This is a genomic window from Syntrophotalea carbinolica DSM 2380 (genome assembly GCF_000012885.1).
Classification (GTDB): domain Bacteria; phylum Desulfobacterota; class Desulfuromonadia; order Desulfuromonadales; family Syntrophotaleaceae; genus Syntrophotalea; species Syntrophotalea carbinolica.
In genome coordinates this window covers 52932-66481 of the sequence record NC_007498.2, presented here as the reverse complement: position 1 = coordinate 66481, position 13550 = coordinate 52932, and the positions used below count along the sequence as shown (strand labels likewise).

Genomic DNA, 13550 nt, shown 5'->3' with positions numbered 1-13550 from the left:
TGTGCAATGCGCCTGATCACCTGCTCCCGACTTGTGGTTCTGCTCCTGAGTTTGACCTTGCTCTGTTGCCTTTTGCCGGCCTCGGCCTGGGCCCGACAACAGCGGATACTGTTTATCAGCTCCTATCACCCCGGGTTCCCGACATTTTTTGAACAGATAAAGGGCCTGTCGGAGGTTCTGGCACAGGATCAGACCCTGCTCGATATCGAGTTCATGGATACCAAGCGATTCATCTCAAAGGAAAATCTCCGCAATTTCCGACAATCGCTGGCTTACAAACTCTCCCATACCCAAGCCTACGACGCCGTCATCACCGGCGACGACAACGCCCTGCGATTCGCCCTCGCCGAACAAACCGGGCTGTTCAAGCATCTACCCATCGTTTTTCTCGGCGTAAACGATATCGACCTGGCCCTGGCACAGAACGACAATCCCTGGGTCACCGGTACGGTCGAAAAAGTCTCCATGCGAGAAAACCTGGAGTTGATGGTCAAGCTGCACCCGCAAGCCCTATCCATCGTCGCCATTGTCGATGGCACCCCCAGCGGACAGACCGACCTGCAATCGTTTTATCGCATGCAGGGAAACCTGCCCGGGGTACAACTGACCCATCTCTCGCTGGCCGACATGTCCTTCGAGGAATTGGGGCGGCGACTCTCGGAGCTGGGCACCGACCAGCCGGTAATACTGCTTTCCGCCTACCACGACCGCGACGGACGCAGTCTGGGCTTCAAGGACAGTCTGCATTTCATCACCAGCCACCTGTCCGCGCCCCTCTACCACCTCTATTATCACGGCATGAGCGACGGCATTGTCGGCGGCAAGCTGGTCAGCCATATCGAGCAGGGCCGCATCGCTGCCGGCATGACGCGCGAAATCCTGCACGGCACCCCTGTCAACCGCCTGCCGGTGCGTACCGACAGCCTCAGCCGTTACATTTTCGATTACCGCCAATTGCAGCATTTCGACCTGCCCCTGTCCAAATTGCCCGCCGACAGTACGATTCTTCACCGCCCCGTGCCGTTTTACCGGAAACACCATAAGGCCATCTTCATTTTGGCCAGTATTCTGGCCTTCGGCGGCGGACTGGCGGTTCTGCTGTTAGGCCATCTACGCCAGCGCCTGGAAGCCGAAGAGGCCTTGCGCAAAAGCGAAGAAAGTTTCCGCAACATTATCAATTTTTCGCCGATGGGCGTATTGCTCCTCCACCTTTACCCCAACAACCAACTGATCCTGACCGGCAGCAATACCGCCGCCAAGGATATCCTCAAGGTCGACCTCGACGCGCTGGTCGGCAAAACCATCGAAGAGGCGTTTCCCGGGCTGACCAAAACCTGCGTTCCGGAGCAATATCGTCGCGTGTGCACCCTGGGAACCCCCTGGCATTGCCAACAGATCGACTACAAAGAACCTCCGATCCACGGATCCTACGAAGTCCATGCCTTTCAGACGGCACCGCGCAGGATGGCCTGTTTTTTCTGGAATATTTCCGAGCGTATCCAGGCCGAACAAGCCATCAAGGAAGCTCTGACCAATGCCCGGCAAGCCAGGGAACAGCTGGAGACCATCCTCAAGTCGGTTTCCGACGGCCTGCTGTTTACCGATCTGGACAACCGCATCATGCTGATGAGCCATTCCGCCGAAGAACTGCTGGGCGTCCCCCTGCACGACGTGTTCGGCCTGCAGGTCAGCCAGGTTATCGACAACGACACCTTGCTGAAGCGATTGCAGGCCGTGGCTTCCGATAAGCAGGAAGAAACATCCGTGATCATCAACTTGCCCGAGCCAGGTACCGACAAAGTACAAACCGTGCAAGCCTCGCTTGCCGCCGTGCGTAGCGAGGAGGGACTGAAACGGGGGGTCATTACCCTGTTGCGAGACATCAGCCGCGAGCGGGAACTGGATCTGATGAAAACCGAATTCATATCCACCGCGGCTCACGAATTACGGACACCGCTGACCAGCGTTATCGGCTTCTCCGAGGTGATGTTACAACAAGGGGGACTTACGGAACAACAGACCGAGTTCCTCTCCATCATCCACAAAAAAGCCGAGGTTCTGGGTAAAATCGTGGAAGACCTGCTGGACCTGGCCCGGGTCGATACCGGTCAGGTCATCAGGCTGAAAAAGGACTGGGCCGATGTGAACGGCATTCTGGCGCGTAGCGTTTCCGATTACCGGCGCGTGTGCCAGGATCATCGATTCAAAACGGTACTGCCGGACGCGCCGATAGAAATGCTGGTAGACGATCGTAAACTTTTCCAGGTCATGGAAAATCTGCTCAGCAATGCCGTCAAGTTTTCGCCCGTCGACAGTCTCATTCAGGTGACCTGCCAGCTGGCCGACAACGAGCTGTATATTGCTGTTAGCGACCAGGGTATCGGCATGCAACCGGCCCAAATAGATCGCATGTTCGACAAATTCTACCGTGTCGATGCGTCCAACACGGCGCGCGAGGGCCTCGGCCTGGGTATGGCCATCGTCAAGAGCATCGTTGAAGCCCACAACGGCCGGATCTGGGTTACCAGCAAGCCGAACCGCGGAACCACGGTGACCTTCACCCTGCCGTACACCGACAACCTGGAAAGCCACCCTTCCCCGACGGCATAGGGACAACAGCTACACACCGCCGAAATCTTCAAAAACGCTTTTCGCACGTCCGTGGGGATCGCCTTAATTTTACCCACCATCGCCGCCAGCTGCACATATATTAAGCAACGGCTGAATCCTCCCGCCCCAGACGTCGCTGTATTCCAACGGCGAGGCCGACGGCTTCAATGCCTGTTCGCATCCGCGCCTGCCATCCCTGATCGGCTTTTCCGATGCCGGCTCGGCCCTCGAAATACGGGGGCGACCGAGCATTGAATCAAGTCAGGCGACCCGGATACGATCTGAAAAGACCTCAATGGAAAACCCGCCTCAGGCACCGGCAGTGCGCATGGCACAGTAGCTGCTAAGTTAGAACCGTTGAGAAAACGGGACCGATGTCGCTCCCTACCTACATACAAAGGAGTCTATGTGCCCATGCACCGCATTCAGACCTTGCCCCGAGTGGTTATACTGTCGCTGTTGTCTTTTTTGAGCGGTTGTCTGCTCCCCTTGCTTCCCTTGCCCCGAGCCTTGGCGCTCTTGCCGGGCCTGGCCATCCTGCCCCTGCTGTTCGGCGTTCTATACTGGAAACCTCAACAAAAAATGCTGGCCGCCCTTGCCGCCTGGACGGATCGTCTCGGCACCGGCGAACTGACCGCCGAACCGCCAACCCAGGGCGGCTTGCAGCACATAGCGGCACAGATGACGGGGCTGGGCCGTAACCTCGACAAAAACATCGCCGGATTCGTTCTGGCTGCCAACCAGGTCTGCCTGGCTGGCAGCACCCTCGGAGCCTGCGCGGAGCAGGCCGCCAATAACGCTTCCGATCAGGCGAACCAGACCCACCAGATCAGCAGCGCCGCGGAACAGGTCTCGGTGGCTGTGCGACAGATCGCCGCCACCGCCGAAGCGGTCTCTTCCGGAACCTCGGCAGCCATGGAAAGTGCGCGTCTCGAGCAACAGGAGGCTGTCGAAGCGGAACAAGCCGCCCTCACGGTTTTGCACCAGACGGAAGACCTGGGGAAATCCATTCAGGGGCTGGGGGAACGCTTGACCGAAATCACCGGTATCGTGACCATGATTCGCAGCGTTGCCAGCCAGACCAATCTGCTTGCCTTGAATGCGGGCATTGAAGCGGCCAGAGCCGGTGTGCACGGACGGGGATTTGCCGTGGTAGCCAACGAAGTGAAAAATCTCGCAGCCCATACCCTCGAAGCGACGGATGACATCGAGGGCCGCATCCAGCGTTTTCAGCAGGAAACCGCCACCACTGTTCAGGCCACCGGGGACACGCTTTCGCAAGTCCGCACCAGCGCCGAGGGTCTGGCACGGGTGGGCAAAGCCATGAACAGCATGGTCGACAGCTTTGCCAGCGCCCATGCGCAGGTAGACGAAATATCGCAAGCGGTGCAGGAGCAGCAGGATGCCATCCAGGATTTAACTTCAAGTATCGAACAGGTGGCGGAACTGGCTGGGGATATGGATGCAACCGCACGCGGGGTCCATGAAGAGGCACGCATGCTGACCGGTATCAGCGACGAACTGTTGCCGATGTTGGGCGGCTTCCACCTGAGCGCCCACGAACGCGCGCGGCAGGTTATCGAAGAAGCCTGCAACCATGCGGCGCTTAAATCGGCCGGCCGCCGGGATATGGAAGGCGCCTTACGCCGCCTGGCAACACGCCATGATTACCTGGAACTGCTGTACGTGACCGATGGCCGGGGCAGACAGGTCACCAGCAACGTTTTCGGCCACAACGCGGTCGAGGCATCCTACGGCAGCGACGGTTACGACATGGACTGGTCGCAGCGCCGCTGGTTCAAGGAGGCGCAGAGTCAGGGCCGCTGCACGGTCACTCCATTTTACCGGTCCGCAGCCACCCACCGCTTCTGCTTTACGGTGGCGGGACCGATTCGTGATGACGGTGGCCGTATTACAGGTATCCTGGGTGCGGATATCGACGTTGCGGCATTGCTTAAGGGATAAGAGTGCTGCCCGGCACGGTCGCAAGTCCCTATAAAATCGTCGTCACTGCGATGCGGCGCAGGGTTGCATTCATGTCGCAGCTCCTGCAAACTAGTAATTAGATACACGGTAATACCCATCTGGCCAGGGACGCACTGCCCCTGTCGCCCCACCCGGTAACTACGCGTTTTTTGACAATGGCGCCAGGGCTTTTAAACTTCTATAAACGCTTATGGCCGATGGCACTTCAACCACAACCGACAGTTGCCAAGAGCCCCAAAACCGGAGGCATCTATGTGGGATTATAGCGATAAAGTCAAAGATCACTTTCTCAATCCTCGCAATGTTGGTGAAGTCGAAGATCCGGACGGTATCGGCGAAGTCGGCTCGCTGGCGTGTGGCGACGCGTTGCGGCTGACCTTCAAGCTGGACGAACAGGGCCGCATCAAGGAGGTCAAATTCAAAACCTTCGGTTGCGCCAGCGCTATCGCATCGTCCTCAGCCCTGACCGAAATCATCAAAGGCATGACCCTGGAGGAAGCGGAAAAGGTCAACAACCAGGACCTCGCCGAATTTCTTGGCGGCCTGCCGGAAGAGAAAATGCACTGCTCCGTCATGGGCAAGGAAGCTTTGGAAGCCGCCATTGCCAATTACCGTGGCGAAGCGGCCGTCAAGGAAGAATACGACATCGTCTGCAAATGCTTTGGCGTCACCGATAAAGAAATCGAGCGGGTAGCCAGGGAGAACAGTCTCACCACGGTCGAGCAGATCACGGATTTCACCAAGGCCGGCGGCGGCTGCCAGGCCTGCCATCCAAAGATCGAAAATATACTGAAACAACTATGGGGCAGCAAACCGGCCGAACCGGTGGAAGTACGCCTGCCGAAAGGCAAAAAGCTGTCCAACCTGCAGAAAATCCGCCTCATCGAGGAAATCCTGGAGCGGGAGATCCTGCCGCCGATCCGCTCCGATGGCGGCGACCTGGAATTGATCGACATCGACGGCAGCAAGGTTCTGGTGGCGCTGCGCGGCACCTGCTCCTTCTGTCCGCAATCGAGCTTTACCCTCAAGCATTTTGTGGAAGCCAAACTGCGTGAATTCGTCAGCCCCGAAATCGAGGTGGAGGAGGTGAAACCATGAGGACCGTCTATCTCGACAACAACGCCACCACCCGCACCGCGCCGGAAGTGGTTGAGGCGATGCTGCCCTTTTTCAGCGATCTGTACGGCAACCCCTCAAGCATGCACTTTTTCGGCGGCCAGGTCGGACGCCACGTCAAGCAGGCGCGGGAGCAGGTGGCGGCCCTGATCGGCGCCCATCCGGACGAAATCGTCTTCACCAGCTGCGGCACCGAAAGCGACAACGCCGCCATCATGGGGACCCTCTACTCCTACCCGGAGAAAAAACATATCGTCATCTCGCGGGTCGAGCACCCGGCGGTTCTCAACGTCGCCCACCAATTGCAGGCCCGCGGCTACCGGATTACCGAACTGGGGGTCGATCGCGAGGGCCAGCTTGACCTTGACGAGCTGCGTACGGTGCTGACCGACGACACGGCCCTGGTCAGCATCATGTCCGCCAACAACGAAACCGGCGTGCTGTTCCCCATCGACGAAATCGCCGCTATCGTGCACGAACGCGGCATCCCCTTCCACACCGACGCCGTGCAGTCCATCGGCAAGATTCCCATGGATATGGCCAAAAGCCCCATCGACATGCTGTCGCTGTCCGGCCACAAGTTGCACGCCCCCAAAGGCGTCGGCGCCCTCTACATCCGCAAGGGCACGCGTTTTGCCCCCTTCGTGGTCGGCGGCCACCAGGAAGCCGGCCGACGCGGCGGCACGGAAAACGTCCCTTACATCATCGGTCTGGGACGTGCGGCCCAGTTCGCCATGGATCATCTGCAGGAGGAGAACACACGCGTCAAGGCTTTGCGTGATCGTTTGGAAGCGGAATTGCTGAAAAGTATCCCCAACACCATGGTCAACGGCGATGTCAAAAACCGCCTGCCCAACACCTGTAATCTGAGCTTTGAGTATATTGAAGGGGAATCGATTCTGATGCTGCTCAGCGACGAAGGCATCTGCGCCTCGTCCGGTTCGGCCTGCACCAGCGGCTCGCTGCAACCCTCTCATGTGCTGCGTGCCCTCGGGGTACCGTTTACCGCCGCCCACGGTTCTGTACGTTTCAGCCTCAGCGTCTACAACAACCAGGAGGATATCGACCACGTCATCGCCACCCTGCCGCCCATTATCCAAAGACTGCGCGATATTTCGCCTTTCTGGAAGGATTACGTGGAGGGCAAGCCGATGAGTTCTTTTTTGACCGGCGGCGATATCGAGCATCACGTTCACGGATAGCCCTTAAGGCATCCTTATCCCTTCAGGATGCCTGCCCGTATGCCAGCCTTGCCTTTTCCAGGCTGTCGAAACTTTTTTCATCCCCTTCACCCAAAGTGAAGGGGATTTTTTCATCTCACTGGGAGTCTGTCGGGCGTCAAATGACAAGATTGAACAGGTAACCGACCAGCAGAATTCCCACTCCGACCACTCCGATAAAGGTTCCGATCAGTCGCGGCTTGAGCACTTTGCGAAGGATGACCATTTCCGGAAACGAAAGAGCGATGACGCTCATCATGAAGGCCAGGACGGTACCCAGGGCGGCGCCCTTGCCGAGCAGCGCCTCGACCACCGGAATCATGCCGGCGGCGTTGGTGTACATGGGAACCCCGATCAATACCGATACGGGGACCGACCACCAGGCGCTCTTGCCCATGATGCCGGCCATGAAATTCTCCGGCACGAATCCGTGGATGGCGGCTCCGGCCAGAATGCCGATCACCACGTACGGCCAGACTCTGCCGACAATATCCCTTACCGCGTCGATGCCGAAGCTGATCCGTTCTTCCCACGACAGGACCTCGTCGGGCATGGCCGCCTGATTGACCTGCATCTCCCGCACCCAGTCTTCCACATGATTCTCAAGTTTCAAACGTCCGATGATCCAACCGGCCACCGTGGCAATCACTATCCCGGTAATAAAGTACAGAGCGGCGACCTTCCAGCCCAACAAGCCGAACAGCAACACCAGGGCGATCTCGTTGACCATAGGAGCCGAGATCAGGAAGGAGAAGGTTATCCCCAGAGGGATGCCGGCGGTGACGAATCCGATAAACAGCGGCACCGCCGAACAGGAACAAAAGGGCGTCACCACGCCGAGCAGAGCGGCCAATACATTGCCGGTGGATTCCCGCCGGCCGGCCAGGATTTTCCGGGTCAGCTCCGGCGTAATAAAGCTGCGCAAAATGCCGACACCGAACACCACCAGCACCAGCAACATCAATACCTTTGGGGTGTCGTAGAGGAAAAACTCCACCGCCGAGCCGAGGTGCCCTCCCGCCTGCAACCCGAGCAGATCATAGGTGAGAAACCGCGACAGAGGCAAAAGCTGATGGTAGATCATAAACCAGGCGATGAGGAACAGGCCGATTTTGACACCGATAAAACTTTTCCGGGGTGTATTTTGCGATTCCGAGGCCGCGCTGGCTTGATTTTCCATGGGTGAAGCTCCTTCTGAAGGTTACGCCGGGCCCTGTACGGTCAGGCCCGGTTACGATTTTATTCCTGCCGGTTGACTTGCGACCCCTCGCTGCGATAGGCCCTGGCCAGCACTTCAACCGGGTGATATACGGGATAGGGCAGGCAGTGACTGAACTGCAATCGGCAACTCATGCAGTCGGTGACGATGGCCTGCGGATCATGCGCTCGGATCTTTTTCATCAGCGGTGCTCCCAGATCCAGGGACTTCTGGTGAAAATGTTCCTTGAAGCCGAAAATGCCTCCCATGCCGCAGCAGTCGTAATCGCTGCCGACCTCTTCGATGTCCAGTCCGGGAACCATCTTCAGCAGATCGAGGTAAGGCCGCCCCATTTTTTGCTCCCGCAAATGACACGGTGCAAAATAAGCCATGCGCTCAGGCAGGGGTGCGAAGTCGGTGGCGAGCTTCCCTTCGGCATGAAGGCGCGCCAGGTAAATGCCGAAATCGAAGAGATGATCGGCAAGTTGAATACGATCCATGGGGTCGATGGAAGAAAAATACCCATCGTCCTTCAGGATGTCGTGATACATGGATTTTTTCAGGTGCCAGAACTGGTTCTCGCCTTTTTCGGGAGCGGGAACCTTCAATTCGCCCTCAACCGCGTTGACCGACTTCTGGAACACATCGGAATAATATGCCCTGTCCTTGAGCAGTCTTTTCAGGAAAAAGCCGCAGGTAGGGCAGGAGTAAATGAGGTCATCGCCGCCGCGCACCGATTCAAGCAGCTTCTCCATATTGGTTCGGGCCAACTGCAGGGTACGATTGCGGTCCCCCTCCACCAGGAAGGGCATACCGCAACATTGCTGTGGCGGCACATAGACGTTAGCACCATTGTGTTGCAGGATCTCCACCACGCTACGACCAATCTGGGGGAACAGATACCCTGCGGTACAACCAACAAAGTAGGCGACTTGGTGATCGCCGTTTTGCGGCTTGTCCAGCCCCTTGGCTGCCGCCCACTTGAAAAAATTCTGTTGAGGAAAGGAGGGCCATTGCCGGTCAGGGTGGATGCGGGTCGCTTTGCGCAACAAAGGACCGAGGATCTTATTCTCCTGCATGGCTTTAACCAGGCGGGGAAAAGTACCGCACAGTCGGGCCATGCGTGGGACATCATTGAGCAGGCGCGTTGCCAGGGGAAGGCCCTCCCGTTCAACATAGCGGGTCTTGGCCTCCATCACATCCATGGGGACTTTCGGACAGGGACACAAGCCGCACAGAGTACAGAGTTCGGCCAGGTAACGCAGTTGCGATTCGGTAATGGGGATTCCTTCTTCCTGCTCCTGATCAACAAGCCGGTAGAGTTCGATGAAAAATGCGCAATCCTCCTCCATCATGGTGCGGCAGGTGTCACAGTCAGCGCATAATCGCATAACGTCACGGAGAACTTCCTGCGGCGTCTTTTGTTTTTTATCCACTTTTCGATCCATCGTTTCACCTTCCTTTACGCTGGCACCATCCCTGAATCCGGGCGATATATCCGAAAATCCGGATATATCGCCCGGAAAAAAAATCAGGCGCAATTTTTCCGGTGCAATGCCTCCAGGAGCCTCTGGCGATTCCTGGCTCCCTCTTTGGTCTGCGGCAGATGCGCCCCCAGAACAGCCAACAATCGGTCCGCCAGGGCGTCGTGGCCATGGGCAAGAGAGTAGTGCACCCAGGTGCCGTCGCGGCGATCCTCAACCAGCCCGGCGTTCTTCAAAATAGCCAGATGGCGGGAAGCGGTCGATTGAGGCAGATCCAGAATCTCCATGATCTTGCAGACACACACCTCCCCGTCGAGCAGCAGGCAGAGAATATGCAACCGTGTCTCGTGGGCCAAGGCTTTAAAAAGGTCCGTCGTTTTTTTCATGCCTTAAAAGTTAATCCGTTTTTCCGGATATAGCAAGATTTTTCTGAACGCATGTTTTTTGTGCAGAATAAGATCGAAAAAATCAAGCCATAGGGCCCTCTGGATAGGCCCATTAGAACAGCCTTTCCCTTTCTTATTGTTTGTGGAAATTTTCTAATTGGATTTTCTATGCCTGCCGCGTGTATGTTTATTTGCTTCAATGAAGTATTCGATTTCATCAAACACTACCCGAGTTTTAGCCGTGGAGAGAATCATGCGTTTCATTCCCCTGCTCTGCCTTCTTCTAGCTTTTGTGTTCTGCAATTACGCCGGTGGCGCGGACCTGCCCTCCTCCTTTGACCTGCGCAACATCGACGGACGCAGCTATATTGGGCCGGTGCGCAACCAGAAAAAGTGTGGCAGTTGCTGGTCCTTCGGCACCCTGGCCGCCGCCGAAAGCACCTGGAACCGGGTCCATGGCCTGTATGACGACCAGGCCATCGACTTTTCCGAAGCCTTTTTGACCTGGAGCCTGAGTCCTCTGTACGATGGCCTGCATGGGTGCGATGGCGGCAGTCTGGATCTCCAGCAAAACACGGCACTGATCGAGTATGGCGTACCACTTGAATCGGACTTTCCCTACACCATGACAGATCCAGGCAGCGATCTGCACTGGGATGCAACGCGCTATAGTTTTCTGGACTGGTACCGCATTCCCCCCAGCGACATCGAAACCACGCGCCGCATTCTCTACCACATTGGAGCGGTTACCGCCGGCGTACTGGTCGAAGATGACTTTTACGCCTACTCCGGCGGCATCTTGACCAACCAAAACACCGCCATCAACAATCCCTTGCCTTACGAATCCTCCGCCAACCACCTTGTTGCCCTGGTGGGCTGGAACGATGAACCCGGGGACGACGGTCTAGGCTATTGGATTTTACGTAACAGCTGGTCTGAAAACTGGGGGGATAACGGCTATGTAAACATCCGCTATACCACCGCCAAAGTGGCGCTGCACAGCGCCTATATGATGTTGGAACCCTGGAGCGGTGCGAATGTCGTCCTGGAAAATCAAGAAGACCTGTCGGCTACTCCCTGGAGTGCCGGCGGTACACTTAACGCTCACGGCTTGGACCTGTGGGGCGGCGCCGCCAGTAGCGTAACCAACCGGGGAACCATCCTGGCCGAAGCATACGCTGAAACCGAACTGGCCACGGCGCGCGGCGTCTATCTGTGGGGTGGACCCGAAGGCCAGGTGATTAACGAGAAGCTTATAGGAGCTTTGGCCTCCAGCGACAACAACCAGGCCAGCGCCTATGCCATCTGCCTGCAGGGCGGTCTTGTGGATAATAGCGGCCAACTGCTCGCCCTGGCCACAAGCCATGCCGACCAGGCACTGGCCTTCGGCGTATGGGCGGCCAACGGTGGCAATCCCCTGGAAATCCGCAACAACGGACTGGTGCTGGCATGGGCTCAAAACAGCGGCACCAATGCCGGCTACGGCATCTGGGCCGACAGTCGCTACCTGACCGAAGTCACCAACAGCGGCAGTATCTTCGCCTTTGCCGACACTTACGCTGTCGGTGTGCTGTTGAGCGGAGGTCCTGCTGTACTGAACAACAGCGGCACCATCCTGGCGGCAGCGTCCCTGGAAGATCCGGACATATTATCCGGCACCAGTATCGGCCTGCTGGCTACCAAGAAAACAACGATTCTCAACAGCGGCACCATCAGCGGCGCTTATGCCTCCATAAAATCCGAGGACGACACCTTACTCGTGCTGGAAACCGGATCCGATCTGATCGGAACGGCCTATCTCAAAGGAAACAGCGATGTCGTTTGGCTAAACGGCAGCGGCAGTGAAGATACGTCCTTTTACGGTGTGGAAACCCTGCTGATGGCCGGCGACGACTGGTCCCTGAGCGGCGCCTCAGCCTTCGGCAGCATCGAGGTCGCCCTGGGGCGGCTGGGGGTGGACGGCGCATTGGCGGGTGAGACATCGGTCCTGGCAGAGGGCATCCTCGGCGGCAACGGTTCGGTAACCGGCACGGTCGCCAACGGCGGCACGGTCGCGCCGGGCCATTCCGTCGGCCATCTCACCGTTGTCGGCGACTACGCGCAGACCGCCGATGGCACCCTGGAGATCGAAATCGGCGACGGCATCGCCGACCTGCTTACCGTCACCGGCACCGCCGATCTGGCCGGCACCCTGCTGATACTGCCCGACGGCTACGCCACCGGCGGCAGCTATACCTTCCTGGAGGCGGGAACCATCGCCGGCGCCTTCGAAACACTGACCAGCGCCGCGGTGCTCTCTGTCACCCTGGACGATGCCACCCCCGGCAGCCTGAGCCTCGATGTGACGCGCAACAGCTACACAGCACTGTCCTCGCCGCACAACCGGGGTCTGGCCAGCACCCTGGACGGTCTGCGGTCCACCGCCGACGGCGATTTCGGTTCCTTGCTCGACAGCCTCGATCTGGCCCTGAGTCAGTCGGCGCTCAACGACGCCCTCGCCTCTCTGACCCCGCGCATCCACGGTCTGGCCAGCACCGTGATCCTGAACGATGCGCAAACCCGCCTGGGCGATCTGCGCCGCCGCCTGCAGCGCGTCGATCCGGACATGCAGCCGGAAGGAAAGCCCTCCGCCTGGTTCGAGATCCTCGGTGAAGACAACCGCTACGGCAGCGATGGCGGGTATTTCGGCGCACGGGAAGAACTTTACGGACTGCTGCTGGGGATGCACCGATCAACCTCCGGTGGCCTGACCCTGGGCGTGGCGGCCGCCGTGTCGGAAAGCCGCCTGGACGGCCGGGACGGCAACGACGACAGCGAAATCAAAAGCCAGCAGGGATACCTTTACGCGGCCTGGCGCGAGCCGCGCCGCGCCGACGGCATGCATATGGAGGCCGTTGTGGGCGGTGGTCTCTGTCAGCTGGACACCGATCGCTCCATCCCGTTCGCCGGCCGCAGACCCCACAGCGAGCATGACGGCAGCCTGATCGGCGCCACCTTCAACGGCGGCTATACGCTAGACGTTAACGGATGGATCATCGATCCCGGCGCCGGGCTGAGCTTCGTGCATCTGCGCGAAGAGAGCTTTCGCGAATCCGGCGCCAACAGCGCCGACCTGAAGATCGCGGCGCGCGACAACGATTCCCTGCAAAGCCAGCTGGGTGTGCGTTTAAGCCATCCGTTGCGGCTCGACACCCTGACCCTGCAACCGGAACTGCGTATCGAATGGCAGCACGAATTCAATCGCAAGACCGAAGCGCTGCAGGCCCGCCTGGCCGGCGGCGACACGTTTATCACACCGGGCCGCGACCTGGCCGGCGACGGCCTGCTGCTCGGCGCCTCGCTGCGGGCCCGGATGTCCGACAACGTCTTCGGAATGCTGGACTACACCTGCGACCTGCAGAGCCACGGCGCCGCAGGTCACGCCCTGCGTCTGCACCTGGCAGTGATGTTCTGATCCCGCTGCCGTCGAGGCCCTTGTCGGCCTCGACGGCGGCACCGCTCCAGTTCGCTGGCCCCTCTTCCCGTCAGCCAGCGGCAAAAAACTATTTGC

8 protein-coding genes are annotated in these 13550 nt (G+C 58.5%); 5 read left to right on the top strand and 3 right to left on the bottom strand.

Translation table 11 applies throughout. The annotated features are described in order from the left end of the window. Window positions 1-6: 6 nt before the first annotated feature. The 4 genes from PCAR_RS17570 to nifS all read left to right on the top strand — a co-directional run bounded on the left by PCAR_RS17570 (window position 7) and on the right by nifS (window position 6914). The gene (locus PCAR_RS17570) at window positions 7-2610 is read left to right on the top strand and encodes an ATP-binding protein (protein WP_011339700.1); all 2604 of its coding nucleotides are present in this window, start codon (window positions 7-9) and stop codon (window positions 2608-2610) included. A 414-nt stretch (window positions 2611-3024) separates the two neighbouring features. Next, window positions 3025-4575 carry a methyl-accepting chemotaxis protein gene (locus PCAR_RS00820; protein ID WP_011339699.1) on the top strand — a complete coding sequence of 517 codons (1551 nt, stop codon included), beginning with the start codon at window positions 3025-3027 and terminating at the stop codon, window positions 4573-4575. A 273-nt stretch (window positions 4576-4848) separates the two neighbouring features. Beyond that, window positions 4849-5694, top strand: coding sequence for a Fe-S cluster assembly protein NifU (gene nifU, locus PCAR_RS00815; protein WP_011339698.1), 846 nt, complete (start codon window positions 4849-4851; stop codon window positions 5692-5694). Continuing rightward, window positions 5691-6914: a cysteine desulfurase NifS gene (nifS, locus tag PCAR_RS00810; RefSeq protein ID WP_011339697.1), complete on the top strand. Its 1224-nt coding sequence runs from the start codon at window positions 5691-5693 to the stop codon at window positions 6912-6914. Before nifU ends, nifS begins: the two co-directional genes overlap by 4 nt. Before the next feature lie 136 nt (window positions 6915-7050). Here nifS and PCAR_RS00805 read toward each other — a convergent pair whose 3' ends face one another. From PCAR_RS00805 to PCAR_RS00795, 3 genes are all read right to left on the bottom strand, one after another. Continuing rightward, window positions 7051-8112, bottom strand: coding sequence for a permease (locus tag PCAR_RS00805; RefSeq protein ID WP_011339696.1), 1062 nt, complete (start codon window positions 8110-8112; stop codon window positions 7051-7053). Between the two features lie 59 nt (window positions 8113-8171). After that, window positions 8172-9578, bottom strand: a complete 1407-nt coding sequence (locus tag PCAR_RS00800; RefSeq protein WP_011339695.1) for a heterodisulfide reductase-related iron-sulfur binding cluster — start codon at window positions 9576-9578, stop codon at window positions 8172-8174. Between the two features lie 83 nt (window positions 9579-9661). Beyond that, window positions 9662-10000, bottom strand: coding sequence for an ArsR/SmtB family transcription factor (locus tag PCAR_RS00795; RefSeq protein WP_011339694.1), 339 nt, complete (start codon window positions 9998-10000; stop codon window positions 9662-9664). Window positions 10001-10253: 253 nt separating this feature from the next. On the opposite strand from PCAR_RS00795, the gene PCAR_RS00790 reads away from it, so the two are divergent. Next, window positions 10254-13454 carry an autotransporter domain-containing protein gene (locus tag PCAR_RS00790; protein WP_011339693.1) on the top strand — a complete coding sequence of 1067 codons (3201 nt, stop codon included), beginning with the start codon at window positions 10254-10256 and terminating at the stop codon, window positions 13452-13454. Window positions 13455-13550: the final 96 nt, after the last annotated feature.